The sequence below is a fragment of the Staphylococcus sp. 231237_7MaSpsaltlick genome, from assembly GCF_043107035.1.
In genome coordinates, this window is the sequence record NZ_JBICNX010000009.1 from 27,356 (window position 1) to 47,473 (window position 20,118).

Here is a 20,118-nt window from a genome sequence, read left to right on the forward strand (position 1 = left end):
TTGGCCAAAATAGCTATTTTTGCGTCAGGGTCAGGTAGTAATTTTGAAAGTATAATGACACAAATTGAGCAAGGTAACCTTCCTCATATTGAAGTGACAGCATTGTATACAGATCAAGTTAGTGCATATTGTATTGAACGTGCTAGGAAATACAATTTAGATGTACATATTAATGAATTGAAAAACTTTGATTCTAAAGCAGACTATGAACGAAAAATTATAGAGTGGCTTACTTCAGAAAAAGTTGAATGGATAGTCTTGGCAGGCTATATGAAATTAATTGGTGAAAATATTTTGAGAGCGTATGATAAAAGGATTTTAAATATTCACCCATCCTTATTACCTAAATACAAAGGTAAAGATGCGGTGGGACAAGCGTTAGCAAGTGGTGATGCCATAACGGGTACAACGGTACATTATGTCGATAGTGGGATGGATACAGGAGAAATTATCGAACAAAGAACATGTGATATATACCCGGACGATACTAAAGCTGATTTAGAAGAGAGAATAAAAGCATTAGAACATGAATTATACCCAGCAGTCATTTCAAAAATCATTCAATAAGAGGTGCAAGTAATAATGAAGAAAGCAATTTTAAGTGTGTCTAATAAAACAGGGATTGTAGCATTTGCGCAATCACTTACAGAAAATGGTTATGAATTATATTCAACAGGTGGAACAATGCGCGCAATTGCTGAAGCAGGCGTGCCTGTAAAATCTATTTCTGATCTAACACAATTTGAAGAAATTATGGACGGTAGAGTTAAGACTTTACATCCATCTGTACATGGTGGTATTTTGGCTGACCGAGATAAACCTGAACATTTAGAACAATTAAAAGAACAACATATTGATTTAATTGATATGGTCGTTGTGAATCTTTACCCATTCAAAGAAACAGTTGCCAATCCAGATGTAACTGAAGGTGATGCCATTGAAAATATTGATATTGGTGGTCCAACGATGTTACGTGCTGCAGCTAAAAACTTTAAACATGTAACAACAGTAGTTCATCCTGCTGATTATAATGAAATTATTAATAGATTAAAAGAAGACCAGTTAGATGAAGATTATCGCAAATCACTAATGATTAAAGTATTTGAACATACAAATGAGTATGATGCTGCAATCGTCGATTATTTTAAAGACAATAAAGAAAGTTTACGTTATGGGGAAAACCCACAGCAATCTGCTTATTTTGTTCGCACTTCAGATGCATCACATACCCTTGCAGGTGCTAAACAATTACACGGTAAACAATTAAGTTATAATAACATTAAAGATGCAGATGCTGCGTTGTCACTTGTAAAACAGTTTGAACAACCAGCAGCAGTTGCTGTGAAACATATGAACCCTTGCGGTGTTGGTGTTGCTGACACAATTGATGAAGCTTATCAACATGCTTTTGAAGCTGATAGCCAATCTATTTTTGGTGGTATTGTAGCTTTAAATAGAACAGTTGAAAAATCATTAGCTGAAACTTTACATGGTATTTTCCTAGAAGTTATTATTGCACCAAAATTTACTCAAGAAGCTTTAGAAGTTTTAAGTCAAAAGAAAAATATAAGATTATTAGAAATTGATATGACCATTGATAATAGTGAACAAGAAGTTGTGTCTGTTTCAGGTGGTTACTTAGTACAAGATAAAGACAATGTAGCATTGAAACGTGAAGAAATGAGCGTTGTAACTGACGTTGAACCTACAGAGGCACAATGGGATGCAATGTTATTAGGATGGAAGGTAGTTGCTTCAGTTAAAAGTAATGCAATTATATTAAGTAACGCCAAACAAACTGTGGGCATTGGTGCAGGGCAAATGAATCGTGTTGGTTCAGCACAAATTGCTATTGATCGTGCGATTGAAATAAATGATGATGTTGCAATGATTTCTGATGGTTTCTTCCCAATGGATGATACTGTTGAGCTAGCTGCTAAATCAGGAATTAAAGCGATTATTCAACCAGGTGGTTCAATTAAAGACCAAGCATCTATTGATATGGCAAATAAACATGGTATTGCTATGGTAACTACTGGCGTTAGACACTTTAAACATTAATAATGGAGGCCATATATTATATGAAAGTACTTGTAATTGGTGCAGGTGGTAGAGAACATGTTTTAGCACATAAATTAAGTCAATCACCTCTCGTTAATGAAATACATGCTATTCCAGGTAATGACGCAATGTTAGATGTAGCAATCATTCATACGGAAATAGCTGAAACGGATCATGAAAAAATAGTGACATTTGCGAGACAAAACGAAATAGCGTGGACAATTATTGGACCAGAACAGCCGCTTACAGAAGGTTTGACAGATAAATTACAAGCAGCTGATATCAAAGTGTTTGGGCCTAATCAAGACGCTGCACAAATAGAAGGTTCGAAATTATTTGCAAAACAATTAATGGAAAAATATAAAATACCAACGGCAGAATACAAAGAAATCACTAATAAACATAATGCCTTACAATATATAGAATCTTGTGAATACCCTGTGGTATTAAAGAAGGATGGTTTAGCTGCTGGTAAAGGTGTCATTATTGCAAGTAATTATGAAGAAGCACAAGCAGGTGTAGAAACTTTATATCCTGAAGAAGAAGGTGTTGTTGTATTTGAACAATACCTTGAAGGTGAAGAGTTTTCACTTATGACTATGGTGAATGGAGACTATGCAGTACCATTCGATTGTATTGCGCAAGATCACAAACGTGCATACGATAATGATCAAGGTCCAAATACAGGTGGCATGGGTGCATATTGCCCAGTGCCTCATATTGATGAATCGATATTGAAACGTACTAACGATGATATTGCTCAGCCAATTGCACAAGCTATGGTTAAAGAGGGCTACTCATTCTTTGGGGTACTTTACATAGGTGCAATTATTACAGCAGACGGGCCAAAAGTAATAGAATTTAACGCTCGATTTGGTGATCCAGAGGCACAAGTCCTTCTCACGCGAATGGAGAGCGACTTGATGCAACATATAATTGATTTAGAAGCAAAAGCGCCTATCAATTTTGAATGGAAAGATAATGCAGTTGTAGGTGTCATGTTAGCTTCAAAAGGTTATCCAGGACAATATGAAAAAGGACATCAAGTATCAGGTTTTAATTTAAATGGCGATTACTTTATAAGTGGTTTAAAGAAAGAAAATGATGTGTATATTACTTCAGGTGGTCGTGTCATATTAGCATTAGGTGAAGGTGAAAATATTGCTAAAGCTAAAGATAATGCATATGAAGCGGTCGATAAAATAGAAAGCGAAGGCCTTTTCTATCGTAAAGATATTAGTAATAAAGCGATTAAATAATTGAGAGATTGTATTAAAATTAAAAAGCGATTGGACAAAGTGGTTTAAGTTTTGTCCAATCGCTTTTGTTTTTGGATAATATGACTACTTAAAAGGTGGTTAACCTTTTTAATAAATATTTGTTACACGTATATCTTCAATGCCTGTAATAGGAATATATTGTGCCAATAAATAAGCACTTAATAAAATGATTCCTACTACTAAAATTAATAGAAAATCTTTATACGAGAAAGGTGCATAATAATAGTACGTTCTTGGACCGTCTTTAAACCCATTTTTTTCCATTGCTACAGAAAGTTGATGTGCTTTGCGGATATTTTGACTTAATAAAGGAATTAGTAAATGTTTCAATTTTTTAAAGCCACGATAATTTTGTGCGTGAATTAGCTGATAACGCATTTTTAATGATTTTCTAAGTTCTATTAAGGAAATGAACATCAATGGAACCATACGAATTGCTGCCATAAACGCATAAGCAACTTTAGGTTTTACTTTTAAGTGTTGCATTAGACTGTAAAATACTAAAACAATCTGAGAAGTGAAAGCAATTAAAATCCCGAAAAATGAAATGGTAGTCGTACGCATGGCTAAATGTAAGCCACGATATAAGCTCTCTGAAGTAATATGGACAAAGCCGAATTGGAATAGTGTGTGCGTACCATCGCCATAAAAAATCATAAACAACGCAGATATGAGACTGAATAGCATCGTTAAAATAACAAATGTTAAAGTGATTTTTAATTGCAAACCATTAAAAGCTAATAAAAATAGCAGCATTAAACATGTAATGTAGAGCATAAAATCAAACTGATGAACAAGTATAACAAAGAAAAATAAAATAACTGCGATTGCTAACTTTGTAATTATATTTACATCATCTACAAAAGTATAATATTTTTTCCAAATATCAAACATAATGATCACCAGACATTTCTTCTATGACATGATGTGCTAAATGTAGCCTTCTTGTTGGATAACGGGATATGATTTCTGAATCGTGTGTTACCATAATAATAGTTTGACCACTAGTTACACGTTGTTGAAATAACTTTATTAAATTAAATGTATTATGACTATCTAAGCCAAATGTCGGTTCATCAAGTAAAATGAATTCAGACGATGAACTTAGAGCGATTGCAACACTTAAACGTCTTTTTTGACCAATGGAAAGTTCATAAGGATGCTGAGATTTCACGGCTAACAAATTAAGTGTTTCTAACATTGATTCAGTCTGCGCGTCAGCCTCTTGCCTAGAATTAAATTTATTTTTATATTGAATATGAATTTCATCATAAACAGAAGAAGTAATGAATTGTAATTCTGGATTTTGATAAACTAAATACATATATTTAGCTGCTACTTTAATTTTGTTGAAAGGACGCTTGTCTACTAACATACGTCCTTCATATTTAATTAATTGCATCATTGATTCAAGTAATGAGGTTTTTCCAGAGCCGTTTGCGCCTGTAATTGTAATCCATTCACCAGTACCAATATTTAAATGAGGTATGTTGATTAAATTATGTTTACCACGTTTTATGTTCACATTCTCAAATTCAAGATCTAAGTTTGTATTAGTATTATTATTAAAATGTATCGTTGGCGGAGCATATTGCCAAGCGTTAGGGTGCCAAACCCCATATTCTGTTAGTAAATCTTCATGTTTATTCAAGATTTTATCTGGGGTAGTATCAGCGATAATTTCACCATCATAATTTAATAAGATGACACGGTCCATATGTTGCCATATATGTTCCACTTTGTGTTCGACAATAATCACTGTTTGGTTTTGCCATAAGGCTTTGATTTTATTCCATAATTCTGCAGTTGACTCAACGTCCAACATTGCAGTAGGTTCATCTAAAAACAAGGTGTTCGACTGTTGTAATATCGTTTCGGCAATTGCAAGTTTCTGTTTCATACCACCGCTTAGTTGATTAATGTATTGATTTTTATCAACTTTTAAATCGACGGCTTTAAGTGCATTATCTATGCGTTCATCCATTTCATGTCGGGGGACTTGCTGGTTTTCTAGAACAAATGCTAACTCTTCGTCAACTTTGGGCATACAAAATTGGCTATCTGGGTCTTGAAATATAACACTACTTGAATCGTCGATATTCAATTCATCATACTTGATAGGTAGATCAATAAGATTTGGTACAATACCACTTAATACATTTAATAAAGTGCTTTTGCCAGAACCGGATGGTCCTAATAATAGTACTTTTTCTTTTTCTTTGATTTGGAGTGTTAAATGATCAAATATTTTTTTCTTACCGTTTGGATATTTTAATCGCAAATTTTTTGTAACTATCAACGTGATTGCTCCTTATAAATTATCATAGTCACTTTCTGTAGCAGGTCTGAACAATTTAGTTACGCCCGTTTGATCTAATGCTTTTACAATATAGTAGGAAATTAAGCCGGCAACGATGATTCCGCTTATAAGTCTGAAGCCGATATATAACGCTAGATTCCAACCGGCAACTTCACCTAAATAACCATAAGCAAAGTCTAAAGGCAATGTTGAAATAGAAGCTAAGAGACCAGCGAGCATTGCGACCATTGCTGAACGAGACTTATACCTGAAAATAGCAAATATAATTTCACATGCTAAACCTTGTAATAAGGCATAGACCATAGTTGCAATATCAAAACGACCCATGACAATAGTTTCACCAGCACCAGCCGCAAACTCGGCTAATATTGCAATACCAGCTTTAGGAATAATAAGATAAGCGACGATAGCAGCCATAAACCAAGCACCGTATGTTAATTCCTCAAAGTGTAACCCTGTAACTTGTAATGCTTTATACACAAAATTCCATATATTGTAAATAACTGCAAAAACAACAGCAATTAGTACAGTCACTAGAATTTCTGAAAGCTTTAATCCTTTTGACATAAAAAAACCTCCTAATATAAAAAACGCACAACCTTCTAGAAAGTTGCGCGTTAAAATATAGGCATACAAATACCTGAAAAATAGGTGATTAGTACACTTTCCTACGCTAGTTTCATCTAGATCAGGTTCAAAGGGTTTGAGGGTACACCTCATCTCAGTCACAAAACACCCCTAGTGCGAATGATTAATTTAAATTTAACTATAATGTATGACTTTTAAGGAACAATGTCAAGGCTATCAATTGAATTTAATATTTAATGTATGTACTTTATTACCATTAAGTTTAATAATTATCTTCTTTTAAACTTAATGGAAAGTTCAACAAAAGTAATAACCAAAGCTAAAGCTGGAGCATTTATTTTGCCCCAGCCTCACTTGTCGAATTTACATTTATATTTTAAAGCATGTGATATTTATATTATTGAAACAATTAATCTAGTGAATCTTGTACATTCTTTTTAGTTTCTTCTGTACTATCTTCAGCAGATTCTTTCTTATCTTTTAATTTATCTTCTTCTTTTTTTGCTTGTTCTGCGGCTTTTTTGTTTAATTCTTCTTTACTCATAGATTAAACACTCCTTCTAAAGTATATGAACTTCTATAACTTACATATACCACAACATAAAAAATTCAAACAAAACTAGTGATTTAAATTTGAGTCTTAGTTATAATCAATTTATTGTTTAATTGAATGGTATAAGTGGAAAGTTGACTATACATCTATTTATATCATACTATGGACGTATTTATTAAATTGTTAAAGACAAGAACTAAATGTTAATATATAATAACTTTTGAGGTGAATGGTATGTCTTTTTTAAAGAAACACGCTGAGATATTATATAGTTATATTATAGGCATCGTTTCGCTTTTCACAGGTCTCATCATTTTAATCAATTTACCTTTAATTGATAAATTAAATAACAAGGGTAAAATTGACTTACATATTCATAATGTATGGGATTTTATAAACGCATTTTTTGGTGAAATAATTAGAGTAATAAGCAATTATATTGGGAATTTTCCAGTAATTAGCGCCATTATAATCATTTTATTTGGTATTGGCGTTGTTTTGATTGGTTTTACTCTATTTAGAACAACTAGATACGACTATGATATTTCCATATTCTTCTTAGTTGTCGGTATATTGTTCTTTATTATCACATTGATATTAATGACTCAAGTTTATAGCTTCTTTGCTATTATTTTCGTAATACCATTTGTAATTCACATTGGTTACATCGTTTATAAAGACGAGTTAAATACAGAGCATAGAAAATACCATTATCTTTGGATTATTTTCAGTTATGGTTTTAGTTATTTAATTACGCAAATTGTGCTATATGGGAGAATTGATAGTGATGAAATTATACCGATTGATATTTTAAGTGTAAACACATTTTTCATAATTATGTGGTTGCTGGGTCAAATGTCAATTTGGAACTTTTTATTCTTAAGAAGATCCCTCCCATTAACTAAGCAAGAACTTGGGGAAGAAGAACCGGAACTATCTAGAACAAGTAAAGGCACTGTAACAAATCAAACGAAAGAAACATGGAAAAACTTACAAGATAAAACAACAGAGTTTACTAGGAAGACACGTAGAAGTGTAGATATTCAAAAAGTAAGAGATAAAAAAGATAAATTCATTACTAAGTGGAAAAATAAAATTGATATTCAAGAGGATGATATTCCTAATTGGATGAAAATACCTAAATGGGTGAAATCAGCGTATGTGGAATTATTTTGTGGCGCAGTCCTATTGTTTTTCACTTTAATTGAATTTAACAATAGAAATTCATTATTCGTTTCTGGTAATTGGGAAATCTCTCAAACACAATATGTAATAGAGTGGATAACGTTACTAATCTTAATGTTTATTATCATTATTTATATATTAACGACACTAACGAATTTCTTAAAAGATAGATTTTACTATTTACAATTATTTATGGTCAGTCTATTATTTTTCAAATTACTTACTGAATTTGTGAATATTATGGTGCATGGATTACTATTATCAATTTTCATAACGCCAATATTACTAATTATGTTAATTGCTATTGTAGTAGCTTTTGTAATGAAATTACGTGAACCAAGCAAATATTAATGCATTGAGTTATTAAAGCGTATAAAGTGTAGCGTTGAAACTTATTGTATAAATAAGATGATAGCGACTAACTTCGACGATAGTGGCTATTAAAATCAAGTCTGTGTTAAGTATACTTTCAATTTTAATCGGGTATTGCCGATATTAATTTTTAGGCCGAAACATTTATTTTTGATATGTTCGCTTTAAAGTTTCCACTTTTTCAGTGTCCACTTTAAAGCGAGGATATCATTATTTTTTGTTTCGGCCTTTAATATTTGCTAGTAATGTTATTAATAATGTAATGATTTAAAGATAATTGATGTTACGATAAGATTGAGATGATAGAATAAGTAAGCAAAGAAAAATTATAAATATAAAAAGCAGAAAGGCTGACATAATTTTATGAAAACTGCCACATTAAATAGAGGTAAAGAAACAAAATATTTAAATGAGTATCCACTTATAGATGAAGATGATATTTATTCACATGATCATTTAAAAGAAGGGGATTTATTTTATTTAGTTAATAACCAGGAACAATATATTGCTACAGCATACGTTGGTAAACAACATAAAGGTATCGGTTGGGTGTTAAGTTACGATAAAAATGAAGTGATTAACACGCAATTTTTTGAACGATTATTCGAAGCAGCAAAATCTGAAAGAACATATTTCTACAATATTGATGGTACAAACGCTTTTAGAGTATTTAATGGTGAAGGAGATGGCGTTGGAGGTCTGACAATAGACAACTATGATGGCCATTTCTTAATTCAATGGTATTCAAAAGGGATTTATAAATTCCGTTATAATGTATTATCAGCATTAAAATCAGTATTTCCGTATACTTCAATATATGAGAAAATGCGCTTCAAAGATGCAGAAATTAAAGGTGGTTTCGTTGACGGCGACGCACCAGAATTCCCAATAGTTATTGAAGAAAACTACACTTTCTTCAATGTACACTTAGATGACGGACCAATGACTGGTATCTTTTTAGATCAGAAAGAAGTACGTAAAAAATTAAAAGACCAATACGCGGAAGATAAAGAAATATTAAATGTATTTAGTTATACTGGTGCATTTTCAGTCGTTGCAGCAGAAAAGGCTGAGATGACAACTAGTGTTGATCTGGCGAACCGCTCTCGCACATTAACAGAAGGAAATTTTGGGTTAAATAGCATTGATCCTAAATCACAATATATTTATGTAATGGATACATTTGATTTTTATAATTATGCACGTCGTCACGATTTATTTTATGACACGATTGTTATTGATCCACCAAGTTTTTCTAGAAATAAGAAAAAGACATTTTCTGTACAAAAAGATTACGATAAATTAATTTTAGGTGCGTTAGATATACTTGGACCAGACGGTACACTACTATTGTGTACAAATAATAGTGCATTTTCATTAAAAGCATTTAAAAATGTAGTGAATACAACATTAAATGCTCAGAATGTAGATTATGAAATTGTTGATGTAATGGGCTTGCCTAAAGATTTTAAAACACATCCTCATTACAAACCATCTAAATATCTAAAAGCTATTTTTGTAAAAATAAAGTAAAACTTTGAAAAAAGGGTATTATTTTTAATGTGAATGAATTTACTTAAGGAGTGAAGAAAATGAGCTTTAAAAATAAAATAACAAATAAATTTACAAATAAAGTAGGCAATAAGGTATTGAAAATTGAAGATATAAAACAAAAAGGTAACCTACCTACAACTAATATTGAGATTGAGGAACGTCGTAAAAGAGCACAAGCACTCGTTAGAAAGAAATCGGTTTTATCTTCGAGTGTAAGTATTGTACCGATTCCAGGTTTAGACTTTGGTGTAGATATTAAGCTTATGAGAGACATTATTGAAGATGTTAATAAGATATATGGTCTTGATCATAAACAGGTTAATAATATGAGAGACGATATGAAAGAACGTGTTTTTGCAGCTGCTGCAATTCAAGGAAGCCAGTTTATTGGTAAAAAAGTATCTAATGCAATATTGAAAGTGGTTATCCGAGATGTAGCGAAACGTGTAGCAGCTAAACAAACGAAATGGTTCCCAATTCTTGGGCAAGCTATTTCAGCTTCAATCAGTTATTACTTCATGAAGAAAATAGGCGAAGAACATATTCAAAAATGTGAAAAAGTTGCGAAAACACTTGTTTAAAACTATAACGTTTTCACAAAATAATTAAAATTCGTTGAATATTGTCATATCATGGGTGCAACGAATTGAATTTATATGTATAATTTGGTAATGTTATTATATAAAACTATGCTAGGTTTTATAATAAACTAACGATTTTAACTATACGAAGGAGATATCATATTATGGAACAAAAATCATATGTAATTATTGACGAAACAGGTATCCACGCTCGTCCAGCGACAATGCTTGTTCAAACTGCTTCAAAATTCGACTCAGATATTCAATTAGAATATAACGGTAAAAAAGTTAACTTGAAATCAATCATGGGTGTTATGAGTTTAGGTGTAGGTAAAGATGCTGAAATCACTATCTATGCTGATGGTAGCGATGAAACTGACGCAATCGAAGCAATAACAGATATCTTATCTAAAGAAGGATTAACTAAATAATTATGTCTAACTATATTAATGGCATAGCTGCATCTGATGGTGTAGCTATTGCTAAAGCATATTTATTAGTTGAACCTGATCTTTCATTTGATAGTGAAAAGGTAACAGATGTCGACGCTGAAATTGCAAAGTTTAATCATGCTATCGAAACATCTAAAGTTGAATTAACTAAGATTAGAAATAATGCAGAAGAGAATTTAGGTGCCGATAAGGCAGCAATTTTTGATGCGCATTTATTAGTTTTAGATGATCCTGAATTAATTCAACCGATTGAAGAAAAAATTAAAAACGAACAAGTTAACGCACCAACTGCATTATCTGATGTAACTGGACAATTTATCACAATATTCGAATCAATGGATAATGAATACATGAAAGAGCGTGCTGCTGATATTAGAGACGTTTCAAAACGTGTGTTAGCACACATCTTAGGTGTAGAATTACCAAATCCTAGTATGATTGATGAAAGCGTTGTTATAATCGGAAACGATTTAACACCTTCAGATACTGCTCAGTTAAACAAAGAATTTGTACAAGGATTTGTTACAAATATTGGTGGTAGAACATCACATTCTGCAATTATGAGTCGTTCATTAGAAATTGCTGCAGTCGTGGGTACTAAGTCAATTACTAAAGAAGTAAAACAAGGCGATATGATTATCGTCGATGGTTTAACTGGTGACGTAATTATTGACCCAACTGAAGATGAAGTTATAGCGTATCAAAATAAACGTGAGCGTTTCTTTGAAGATAAGCAAGCATTGCAACAATTACGTGATGAACCATCAACAACAGCTGATGGAACGCATGTAGAGCTTGCTGCTAATATAGGTACACCAGATGATTTAAAAGGTGTTATCGAAAATGGCGCAGAAGGTATTGGATTATACCGTACTGAGTTCTTATATATGGGTAGAGATGAAATGCCAACTGAAGATGAACAATTTGAGGCTTATAAAAAAGTATTGGAAACAATGGAAGGTAAGCGTGTTGTTGTACGTACTTTAGATATCGGTGGCGACAAAGAGTTACCGTATTTAAACTTACCTGAAGAAATGAATCCATTCTTAGGATATCGTGCAATTCGTTTATGCTTAGATCAACCAGATATTTTTAGACCGCAACTAAGAGCATTATTACGTGCATCTACTTACGGTAAATTAAATATTATGTTCCCAATGGTTGCCACAATCAAAGAGTTCCGCGATGCAAAAGCATTATTATTGGAAGAAAAAGAAAATTTAACAAACGAAGGCATTGAAGTTTCTGACGATATTGAATTAGGTATTATGGTAGAGATACCATCAACTGCTGCTTTAGCAGATGTATTTGCTAAAGAGGTTGATTTCTTTAGTATCGGCACGAATGACTTGATTCAATATACAATGGCTGCTGATCGTATGTCTGAGCGTGTTTCTTACTTGTATCAACCATACAATCCTTCAATTTTACGTTTAGTAAAACAAGTGATTGAAGCTTCTCATAATGAAGGTAAATGGACTGGTATGTGCGGAGAAATGGCTGGAGATGAAACTGCTATTCCATTGCTATTAGGTCTAGGTTTAGATGAATTTTCAATGAGTGCAACATCTATATTGAAAGCACGTCGACAAATCAAAGGTCTAAGTCAAAATGAAATGGAAGAACTAGCGAATAGAGCAATTAATTGTGCGACATCAGAAGAAGTCCAAGAATTGGTTGAACAATACGCTAAGTAAAATTTTTGAATAATTTTGTAAGCGAATGCATATATAAGTATTGAATTACTTTAGTGTATCACTACAATAAAAAACTGTTCACAGAGTTAAATAACTTTGTGAACAGTTTTTTTGATTATTTAAATCTTTCAATACACAATTATTGTAAAATGGAACTTTGTGAGTTAGGTTTGATATATAAGTTAATGGAATATCAAGGCCTCACTAGTTTAAATTTAAGCTTTGATTGATTTTATCCATATCAATTTGATACATTGGTTCGTTGTCTATTAAGATAAATGGTGTAGCAAACGCATCATAATCCATCATTTCGTTTCTGAATTTTGAAATGCTAATATTTTTTTCAGTATATTCAATGTCTTTATCTAACAAATAATTCTTGATAAATGTACAAGGGGGGCAATCGTTTTGAGTGTAAATTATAATTTCAGTCATAGTGCTTTTATCCTTTCTTAATTGTAATTTACTTAAATATAAGAAACTTTATTAAATATTTCAAGTTTAAAAAATACATGTTATTGGTCATTAATTTGTCACTTTATTTTAAGCACAATTTATTTCAAAAAAATGTAAAGCAGTTTATAATGAATGGACGTTGTGATTTTTGTCACAAATAAATAAAAAAGGTGATATTATGGATTCAGTTGAATTAGCACGCTTTCTAACTGCGATGACACTCGCAGTTCATATAATTTTTGCAACAATCGGTGTAGGTGTACCGGTCATGTTTGCTGTTGCTGAATTTTTAGGGATTAAGAGAAATGACCCATCGTATACGGCGATGGCGAAGAGATGGACCAAAGGTTATACTATCACGGTAGCTGTTGGCGTTGTAACCGGGACTATAATTGGTTTACAACTATCACTACTTTGGCCTACATTTATGCAAATGGGTGGTCATGTCATAGCATTACCGTTATTTATGGAAACTTTTGCTTTCTTCTTTGAAGCAATTTTCTTAAGTATTTACTTGTATACTTGGGATCGCTTTAAAGGAAAATGGACACATTTTCTTATTAGTATTCCAGTTATATTAGGTGGCTCATTTTCCGCATTCTTTATTACGGCAGTTAACTCATTTATGAATACACCTGCTGGATTTGAAATGAAAAATGGTAAAATGGTTAATGTAGAACCCTTAGTCGCAATGTTTAATGATTCATTCTTGATACGTTCATTTCACGTTGTAGCCACTGCATTAATGACAATGGCATTTGTATTAGCCGCTATCGCAGCGTTTAAATTGTTAAAAAATAAATTTAAAAAAGATACTGAGTATCATAAGAAAGCACTAAAATTAACTATGATTTTAGGTGTAATCTTTACCTTAGGATCTATGTTAGCTGGAGACTTATCTGCAAAATTCTTACATCAAGAGCAACCAGAAAAACTAGCAGCATATGAATGGCACTTTGATACAGAATCGAATGCAGATTTAGTTTTATTTGGATCATTAGACGAAAAAACGCAAGAAGTTACAGGTGCAGTTAAAATTCCTGGTATTTTAAGCTTCTTAGCAGATAATAATACAGATACAGAAGTAAAAGGTTTGAATGATTTCCCTGAGGAATTACATCCACCTATGATTGTACATTATTACTTCGATTTAATGGTTTCTATGGGAGTATTTTGTCTCATAGTATCTGGTGCGTATGTGTTAACGCTTGTGTTTAAAAAATTACGGAAATTCACATATTCAAAACCGATGTTATATGGTGCATTATTAACCGGGCCTGCAGCAATGTTGGCAATTGAGTTTGGTTGGTTCTTAACTGAACAAGGTCGTCAACCATGGATTGTTCGTGGCTATCTAAAAGTCGCTGATGCTGCAACACAAGCGGGTGGACTTACGCTCGTGACGATATTATTTGGACTACTTTATATCGTTCTTATGGTTACTTCAGCTTATGTACTGATCCGTATGTTTAAGCATAAACCAGCATATAAAGATGTTGAAGCATTAGCTTCAGAAAGAGGTGATGCAGAATGATATTTGCATACATTGGTATTTCGGTGCTTTGGATTTTCTTATTCTGTTACATCATTATCGCCTCAATTGATTTTGGTGCAGGCTTTTTTACACTACATGCAAAAATTACGAAACAGGATAAGAAAATTAATCATTTGATTGCTCGTTATCTTAATCCAGTGTGGGAAGTAACAAATGTGTTCTTTGTATTTTTCTTCGTAGGTATGGTTGGGTTCTTCCCTGATACAGCCAAATATCTTGGGACAGTGTTACTCTTGCCAGCGTCAATTGCGTTAATTTTGCTATCAATTAGAGGTGGCTTTTATGCTTTTGAAAACTATGGTCCAGATACTAAGTTACCATGGTTAGGAATGTACGGTATAGCTGGATTGCTAATCCCAGCTGCGCTAGCTACAACATTAACGATATCTGAAGGTGGGTATATTACTGGCACAGAGAATCATTTAGACTTAAATTGGTTAGAATTGTTGCTTAGTCCATATTCATGGTCAGTCGTATTTTTAGCGATTATTTCAGTTCTTTATATCTCATCAGGTTTTCTTACTTTTTACGCTTCTAAAGCAAAAGATAAACCAGCATACAATTTATTGAGATATTGGTTCTTAATTTGGGGAGCACCTATGATCGCGGTATCATTATTTGTATTTTTATCATTACGTTTACAAAATGAAGAACACTTCTTAAACGCGGTAACAAATTATTGGTGGATGTTCCTACTAAGTTTTATATGTTTTGTTGGTGCAATGATATTAACACTTATGAAAAAAGGTCATGGCTATGCTTTTACATTAGTAATTTTCCAAATGGGCTTTGCATTCTTTGGGTATGGCGCAAGTAAATTGCCATATATATTGTATCCTTATATTCGAATAGATGAAGGTGTCGTAAATAGTAGCATGGCAATAGCCTTAATTATTGTGTTTATTTTAGGTTTACTTTTACTCATTCCATCGTTAATATTATTATTAAGATTATTTGTCTTTGATAAAAAATATGTAGAAGGCAAAAAATAACTTAATATTTTCAAATGTGGTTATATTAATTGACAGCAATACTTTTCTAAGTAATGATTTCAATTAATATGCCACAATTTTTAAATTGGAGGACGCATATGGATAAAGAATATGTGGTGATTGGTTTAGGCCGATTCGGTGGCAGTATAGTAAGAGAATTAAATGCTTTAGACATGGATGTTATGGCAATTGATATGAATGAAGCTCGAGTAAACGAATACAGTGACATTGCAACACATGCTGTAGTAGCAGATACAACAGATGAAGCTGTAATGAAAAGTTTAGGTATCCGAAATTTTGACCACGTTATTGTTGCAATTGGAGAGAATATTCAATCTAGTACCTTAACGACTTTAATTTTAAAAGAATTAGGTGTAAAGAAAGTAACAGCTAAAGCACAGAATGATTATCATGCTAAAATTTTAAATAAAATTGGTGCTGATACCGTCGTTCACCCAGAACGAGATATGGGAAGAAGGATTGCTCATAATGTAGCTAGTGCAAGCGTCTTGGATTATTTAGAACTTGCAGATGAACATTCTATCGTTGAAATCAAAGCAAGTGAGAAAATGGCAGGTCAAACAATTATACAATTGGATATTCGTGCACAATTTGGCATTAGTATTATTGCTATTAAACGTGGTAGAGAAATCTTAGTATCGCCAGACCCTAACTTAAGTATAGAAATAGGAGATATTTTGATAATGATAGGACACGATAATGATTTAAATCGCTTTGAGAAAAAAGTAGTAAGATAATCATTAGTAGATCATTAACGTTAATCATAGAAAAAGCACTTAAAAGTAGTTACTTATACAATATCTACTTTTAAGTGCTTTTTCTAATAGTATATTAAGATATTGTTGTTTTAAAATAAAAAAAGATGAAGTTGAAACGTAATTTCAAGTCTCAACTTCATCTTTTTTATTAGTGCTTACTTAATGAACTGTTAATATTCATTACTAGTTCTAATTAGCTTTACTGTCGTAAATCAACCTTTTGCACAACGCACCACTATTCATTTTTTGATGGTACATCTGTTGATTGCTTCTTAGTATTTTGTGTCGGTTTTTTATTATTAACTTTTTTATTATTTTTATCTGTTGGTTTTTTAGACTTAGCAAATGCCTTCGTGTTGTTTTTCTTAGGTTTAGGCTGATTGCTATTAGTTTTTTTAGAAAATGATTGGTTATTATCTTCATTAACTTTCATTATAACTGGTAATATCATTGGTTTACGTGCAGTTTTCTCAAATAGATAAGGTTGTAATGTTTCAATGATAGAAGATTTAATTTGATGCCATTGAATCTCTGGGTTCTGATTTAATTTAGCAATTACATCTGATTTGATTCTACGTTGAGCATCATAAATCAATTGTCCTGATTCGCGCATATATACGAAACCTCTTGAAATAAGGTCTGGACCTGATAACAGTGTATTTGTATTAAAGTCAATACTTACTACAACGATTACTAAACCTTCTTCAGATAAAAGTTTTCTATCACGAATAACTACATTACCTATATCACCGATACCGCTACCATCGACAAGTACATTTCCAGAAGGGATTCTACCAGCTTTACGCGCTGTATCACGTGTTAAAGCTAAGACGTCCCCTATATCAAATATGAAGACATTATCAGGCTCAACGCCACATTCAATTCCAGATTGACCATGTGCTTTCAACATACGGTATTCACCATGAATTGGTAGGAAGAACTTAGGGCGTAACAAACGTAACATTAATTGTTGATCACCTTTAGAACCATGTCCTGAAGTGTGAATATTTGATACTTTGTTATGAATGACTTCTGCACCAGCTCGATATAGTGAGTTAATCGTACGATTGATACTTTTCGTATTACCTGGGATAGGTGATGAACTGAAGACAACCGTATCTTCAGGTATTATTTTAATTTGTTTGTGTGTACCATTAGCGATTCTTGAAAGTGCAGCCATTGGTTCACCTTGTGAACCAGTACATAAAATCAAGAGTTCATGTTTAGGAACAGTATTGATTTTATTAGGTTCAACAAATGTTTCTGGCGGTGCTTTGATATAACCTAATTCCATACCAATTTTGATGTTATTTTCCATCGAACGACCAAAAGTTACAATCTTACGATTATGCTTAATAGCAGCTTCTACAGCTTGTTGCACACGATAAATATTAGAAGCGAATGTGGCGAATATAATTCTGCCATTACAATTTCTGAATATTTTTTCGACGTTTTGACCAACTTCGCGTTCGCTTAATGTGAAATCGGGTACTAATGAGTTAGTTGAATCAGAGAGTAAGCACAGAACGCCTTCTTCACCAAGTCTAGCCATTTTAGCTATATTAGCAGGCTCTCCAACAGGAGTTAAATCAAATTTGAAATCTCCAGTATGCACAATATTACCTTCAGGAGTGTTTACAATAACACCATATGATTCTGGAATACTGTGAGTAGTTAAATAGAAAGAAACTTCAAAGTGTTTTGATTTAATTACACTACTTTCTTCAATTTCAATAAGCTCTGTTGTTCTTAACAAATGATGTTCTTCTAATTTATTTCTAATTAAGCCTAAAGCTAATGGTCCACCATAAATAGGGACATTAATTTTCTTTAATAGGTAGGGCACACCACCTATATGGTCTTCATGTCCATGAGTAATAAACAGACCAACAATTTTATCTTGGTTCTGCTCTAGGTAAGTGATATCAGGAATAACGTAATCGATACCTAATAAATTGTCGTCAGGGAATTTAATCCCGGCATCGATAATAACGATTTCATCTTGATACTCAACGGCATAAGTGTTTTTACCAATTTCACCTAAACCACCAAGTGCATAAACCGCAACTTCATTTTTATGAATTTGTTTCATTATTCAGCTTGCTCCACGTTGAAGTGATCTGATTGTTTTTCATACTCTAAATGTGCGCCCTCTAATTTAGTTATAAATTCAATATTAAAATTACGGTTTTTTAGATATCTTCTAACTTGTTCTTCTGTTTGTCCTTCAACATAAATTGTTTGCGTGTTTTCACGTACAATTACTTCGTCACTGTTATGTTGATAAAATACTTTAAATACTGCCATTTTATTATTTTCCTCCTAAAAATCATCTATTGATTTTCTTTTTATTTTATTGTAAAACCCTAGTATTATAAGTGGGACGAAAATGATGAAGTATTATCATTATTTTCAAAAACGTGATGTTTCCACTACCATTATATAAAGAGAACATACTAGTTATCCCAGTATGTTGCTAGGGCGATTTTCTTAATTTCGTTCGATTAGAAAAACACAAATATAATTACTTGTATGTTTTCAGTTATCTCTCATTTTACATGATGTAGTAGAATAAATAAAGCAGTTTTATCTTGTTGTATGCCATTAATCCGAACAATTATGCTCATATTTTATATAGATTGTAAAATTGACTTTGTGTTTTTTCAGAAAATTTGTATAAAAAGAAGTTTAAGCTTGAGTATGAAATGAAAAATATTATAAGATAATATTGAGAAGGAAAATTTAATTATCATTGCAATAGCAGTAGCTTATCGTAGTGAAAGTGACGTTGAGGTGATAGAAATGGATCAAGTAAAGAGAATTATTGAAGATGTGAAAGTTGAAAAAAAAAGAACTGATAAAATATTTCAAGATGTAACTTTTGAGGTGCGTGCTGAACAAGTAATTATGTTTTTTAATTATAATGAAATCATTGATAATGTAAATGGAAATCAAATTTATGTAAAACATAATCATGATCCAGAATTCATCGACATTCAAGAGTTAAATTTATTGAAATCAGAATTGAAAGAATTAGAAGTTCCTTATCATGAACGTAGGGATGACTTTATGTAAAAATACCGTTAGCGATTTGATAATCTCAATTTGCTAACGGTATTTTTACTTTATAAATTAAACTTCTACTGCATCATCGTGTGGTTGAAGAGGGTTAGTTTGATCAATGTGGTCATAAAACATAACGCCGTTAATATGGTCAATTTCATGTTGAACCACGATTGCTGGGTAGCCTTTTAGACGTAACTTAACTTCTTTACCATCGATATCAGTTGCTTTAACTGTAATTCTATTTTTACGATGGACGAGTCCGGGAATATTTTCGTCTACACTTAAGCATCCTTCGCCAGTAGGCAAATAAGCTTCTTGTATACTATGACTTACTACTTTTGGGTTGACTAGCATAAGGTCATAGCTTTTGCCATTTCCGTCATCTGGTAAGTATACAGCTATCATTTTTTTAGAAATATTAATTTGAGGGGCAGCGAGTCCAACGCCTGAACGTAGACCATATTTATTAGCAGTTTCCTCATCTTGACTATTAATTAAAAATTCTCGCATTGATTTTAATATATTGCGATTTTCATCAGAAATCGGTAGTGGCACGTCTTGCGCTTTTTGACGAAGTGTTGGATGTCCATCACGGATAATATCTTTCATTGTTAACATTTGTTCATA

20 protein-coding genes and 1 riboswitch are annotated in these 20,118 nt (G+C 32.3%); of the genes, 12 read left to right on the forward strand and 8 right to left on the reverse strand.

What is annotated here, in order from left to right:
* Genes purN through purD form a run of 3 tightly spaced genes read left to right on the forward strand, consistent with a single transcriptional unit; the run spans nt 1 to nt 3,320 of the window.
* Complete coding sequence (gene purN / locus ACF91D_RS17460; RefSeq protein ID WP_039067589.1) at nt 1-567, forward strand: phosphoribosylglycinamide formyltransferase; 567 nt, start codon at nt 1-3, stop codon at nt 565-567.
* A gap of 15 nt (nt 568-582) precedes the next feature.
* A complete protein-coding gene (gene purH, locus ACF91D_RS17465; protein WP_101094480.1) occupies nt 583-2,061 on the forward strand; it encodes a bifunctional phosphoribosylaminoimidazolecarboxamide formyltransferase/IMP cyclohydrolase in 1,479 nt (492 codons plus the stop codon).
* A 20-nt stretch (nt 2,062-2,081) separates the two neighbouring features.
* Entirely contained in the window at nt 2,082-3,320 is a 1,239-nt protein-coding gene (purD, locus tag ACF91D_RS17470; RefSeq protein WP_119585157.1) for a phosphoribosylamine--glycine ligase, read from the forward strand.
* Between the two features lie 108 nt (nt 3,321-3,428).
* Here purD and ACF91D_RS17475 read toward each other — a convergent pair whose 3' ends face one another.
* The 4 genes from ACF91D_RS17475 to graF form a co-directional block, all read right to left on the reverse strand.
* On the reverse strand, nt 3,429-4,235 hold the full coding sequence (locus tag ACF91D_RS17475) for an energy-coupling factor transporter transmembrane component T family protein (RefSeq protein ID WP_069792902.1): 807 nt from the start codon (nt 4,233-4,235) through the stop codon (nt 3,429-3,431).
* Complete coding sequence (locus ACF91D_RS17480) at nt 4,228-5,640, reverse strand: ABC transporter ATP-binding protein (RefSeq protein WP_039067583.1); 1,413 nt, start codon at nt 5,638-5,640, stop codon at nt 4,228-4,230. The genes ACF91D_RS17475 and ACF91D_RS17480 overlap by 8 nt, the downstream gene beginning before the upstream one ends.
* Before the next feature lie 12 nt (nt 5,641-5,652).
* Entirely contained in the window at nt 5,653-6,228 is a 576-nt protein-coding gene (locus ACF91D_RS17485) for an ECF transporter S component (RefSeq protein WP_039067582.1), read from the reverse strand.
* Nucleotides 6,229-6,309: 81 nt separating this feature from the next.
* Nucleotides 6,310-6,411, reverse strand: a riboswitch (TPP riboswitch).
* Nucleotides 6,412-6,658: 247 nt separating this feature from the next.
* Nucleotides 6,659-6,793 carry a glycopeptide resistance-associated protein GraF gene (gene graF, locus ACF91D_RS17490; protein ID WP_198553071.1) on the reverse strand — a complete coding sequence of 45 codons (135 nt, stop codon included), beginning with the start codon at nt 6,791-6,793 and terminating at the stop codon, nt 6,659-6,661.
* A gap of 243 nt (nt 6,794-7,036) precedes the next feature.
* Here graF and auxA point away from each other — a divergent pair, with 243 nt between their 5' ends.
* The 5 genes from auxA to ptsP all read left to right on the forward strand — a co-directional run bounded on the left by auxA (nt 7,037) and on the right by ptsP (nt 12,643).
* Nucleotides 7,037-8,338, forward strand: coding sequence for a lipoteichoic acid stability factor AuxA (auxA, locus tag ACF91D_RS17495; protein WP_069792900.1), 1,302 nt, complete (start codon nt 7,037-7,039; stop codon nt 8,336-8,338).
* A gap of 384 nt (nt 8,339-8,722) precedes the next feature.
* Nucleotides 8,723-9,892, forward strand: coding sequence for a class I SAM-dependent rRNA methyltransferase (locus tag ACF91D_RS17500; protein ID WP_039067579.1), 1,170 nt, complete (start codon nt 8,723-8,725; stop codon nt 9,890-9,892).
* 59 nt (nt 9,893-9,951) lie between these two features.
* Nucleotides 9,952-10,494 carry a DUF697 domain-containing protein gene (locus tag ACF91D_RS17505; protein ID WP_069792899.1) on the forward strand — a complete coding sequence of 181 codons (543 nt, stop codon included), beginning with the start codon at nt 9,952-9,954 and terminating at the stop codon, nt 10,492-10,494.
* Between the two features lie 164 nt (nt 10,495-10,658).
* Nucleotides 10,659-10,925 (forward strand): phosphocarrier protein HPr, encoded by a 267-nt coding sequence (locus ACF91D_RS17510; RefSeq protein ID WP_017724134.1) that lies wholly within the window; start codon nt 10,659-10,661, stop codon nt 10,923-10,925.
* A gap of 2 nt (nt 10,926-10,927) precedes the next feature.
* Nucleotides 10,928-12,643: a phosphoenolpyruvate--protein phosphotransferase gene (gene ptsP, locus ACF91D_RS17515; RefSeq protein ID WP_069792898.1), complete on the forward strand. Its 1,716-nt coding sequence runs from the start codon at nt 10,928-10,930 to the stop codon at nt 12,641-12,643.
* A 204-nt stretch (nt 12,644-12,847) separates the two neighbouring features.
* Here the strand turns inward: ptsP and ACF91D_RS17520 are convergent, their stop codons facing one another.
* On the reverse strand, nt 12,848-13,078 hold the full coding sequence (locus tag ACF91D_RS17520) for a glutaredoxin family protein (protein WP_039067574.1): 231 nt from the start codon (nt 13,076-13,078) through the stop codon (nt 12,848-12,850).
* 199 nt (nt 13,079-13,277) lie between these two features.
* On the opposite strand from ACF91D_RS17520, the gene ACF91D_RS17525 reads away from it, so the two are divergent.
* The 3 genes from ACF91D_RS17525 to ACF91D_RS17535 all read left to right on the forward strand — a co-directional run bounded on the left by ACF91D_RS17525 (nt 13,278) and on the right by ACF91D_RS17535 (nt 16,404).
* Nucleotides 13,278-14,633, forward strand: coding sequence for a cytochrome ubiquinol oxidase subunit I (locus tag ACF91D_RS17525; RefSeq protein WP_039067729.1), 1,356 nt, complete (start codon nt 13,278-13,280; stop codon nt 14,631-14,633).
* Complete coding sequence (locus ACF91D_RS17530) at nt 14,630-15,646, forward strand: cytochrome d ubiquinol oxidase subunit II (protein WP_039067573.1); 1,017 nt, start codon at nt 14,630-14,632, stop codon at nt 15,644-15,646. Before ACF91D_RS17525 ends, ACF91D_RS17530 begins: the two co-directional genes overlap by 4 nt.
* A gap of 98 nt (nt 15,647-15,744) precedes the next feature.
* On the forward strand, nt 15,745-16,404 hold the full coding sequence (locus ACF91D_RS17535) for a potassium channel family protein (protein ID WP_017724139.1): 660 nt from the start codon (nt 15,745-15,747) through the stop codon (nt 16,402-16,404).
* A 256-nt stretch (nt 16,405-16,660) separates the two neighbouring features.
* On the opposite strand, the gene rnjA is transcribed toward ACF91D_RS17535, so the two are convergent.
* Together rnjA and ACF91D_RS17545 are read right to left on the reverse strand one after the other, a co-directional pair.
* On the reverse strand, nt 16,661-18,517 hold the full coding sequence (rnjA, locus tag ACF91D_RS17540; RefSeq protein ID WP_119585161.1) for a ribonuclease J1: 1,857 nt from the start codon (nt 18,515-18,517) through the stop codon (nt 16,661-16,663).
* A complete protein-coding gene (locus tag ACF91D_RS17545) occupies nt 18,517-18,732 on the reverse strand; it encodes a DNA-dependent RNA polymerase subunit epsilon (protein ID WP_039069781.1) in 216 nt (71 codons plus the stop codon). The genes rnjA and ACF91D_RS17545 overlap by 1 nt, the downstream gene beginning before the upstream one ends.
* Before the next feature lie 495 nt (nt 18,733-19,227).
* On the opposite strand from ACF91D_RS17545, the gene ACF91D_RS17550 reads away from it, so the two are divergent.
* Nucleotides 19,228-19,500, forward strand: coding sequence for a hypothetical protein (locus ACF91D_RS17550; protein ID WP_039069780.1), 273 nt, complete (start codon nt 19,228-19,230; stop codon nt 19,498-19,500).
* A gap of 57 nt (nt 19,501-19,557) precedes the next feature.
* Here the strand turns inward: ACF91D_RS17550 and def are convergent, their stop codons facing one another.
* On the reverse strand, nt 19,558-20,109 hold the full coding sequence (gene def, locus ACF91D_RS17555) for a peptide deformylase (RefSeq protein ID WP_069792897.1): 552 nt from the start codon (nt 20,107-20,109) through the stop codon (nt 19,558-19,560).
* Nucleotides 20,110-20,118 lie beyond the last annotated feature (9 nt).

Excerpts from the sequence above, each read along its gene's own strand:
- rnjA (WP_119585161.1), bottom strand. The coding sequence starts at position 18,517 with ATGAAACAAATTCATAAAAATGAAGTTGCGGTTTATGCACTTGGTGGT.
- ACF91D_RS17485 (WP_039067582.1), bottom strand. The coding sequence starts at position 6,228 with ATGTCAAAAGGATTAAAGCTTTCAGAAATTCTAGTGACTGTACTAATT.
- ACF91D_RS17500 (WP_039067579.1), top strand. The coding sequence starts at position 8,723 with ATGAAAACTGCCACATTAAATAGAGGTAAAGAAACAAAATATTTAAAT.
- graF (WP_198553071.1), bottom strand. The coding sequence starts at position 6,793 with ATGAGTAAAGAAGAATTAAACAAAAAAGCCGCAGAACAAGCAAAAAAA.
- ACF91D_RS17505 (WP_069792899.1), top strand. The coding sequence starts at position 9,952 with ATGAGCTTTAAAAATAAAATAACAAATAAATTTACAAATAAAGTAGGC.
- ACF91D_RS17525 (WP_039067729.1), top strand. The coding sequence starts at position 13,278 with ATGGATTCAGTTGAATTAGCACGCTTTCTAACTGCGATGACACTCGCA.
- ACF91D_RS17520 (WP_039067574.1), bottom strand. The coding sequence starts at position 13,078 with ATGACTGAAATTATAATTTACACTCAAAACGATTGCCCCCCTTGTACA.
- ACF91D_RS17545 (WP_039069781.1), bottom strand. The coding sequence starts at position 18,732 with ATGGCAGTATTTAAAGTATTTTATCAACATAACAGTGACGAAGTAATT.
- ACF91D_RS17535 (WP_017724139.1), top strand. The coding sequence starts at position 15,745 with ATGGATAAAGAATATGTGGTGATTGGTTTAGGCCGATTCGGTGGCAGT.
- ptsP (WP_069792898.1), top strand. The coding sequence starts at position 10,928 with ATGTCTAACTATATTAATGGCATAGCTGCATCTGATGGTGTAGCTATT.
- ACF91D_RS17475 (WP_069792902.1), bottom strand. The coding sequence starts at position 4,235 with ATGTTTGATATTTGGAAAAAATATTATACTTTTGTAGATGATGTAAAT.
- ACF91D_RS17530 (WP_039067573.1), top strand. The coding sequence starts at position 14,630 with ATGATATTTGCATACATTGGTATTTCGGTGCTTTGGATTTTCTTATTC.
- auxA (WP_069792900.1), top strand. The coding sequence starts at position 7,037 with ATGTCTTTTTTAAAGAAACACGCTGAGATATTATATAGTTATATTATA.
- ACF91D_RS17510 (WP_017724134.1), top strand. The coding sequence starts at position 10,659 with ATGGAACAAAAATCATATGTAATTATTGACGAAACAGGTATCCACGCT.
- purD (WP_119585157.1), top strand. The coding sequence starts at position 2,082 with ATGAAAGTACTTGTAATTGGTGCAGGTGGTAGAGAACATGTTTTAGCA.
- ACF91D_RS17550 (WP_039069780.1), top strand. The coding sequence starts at position 19,228 with ATGGATCAAGTAAAGAGAATTATTGAAGATGTGAAAGTTGAAAAAAAA.
- def (WP_069792897.1), bottom strand. The coding sequence starts at position 20,109 with ATGTTAACAATGAAAGATATTATCCGTGATGGACATCCAACACTTCGT.
- purH (WP_101094480.1), top strand. The coding sequence starts at position 583 with ATGAAGAAAGCAATTTTAAGTGTGTCTAATAAAACAGGGATTGTAGCA.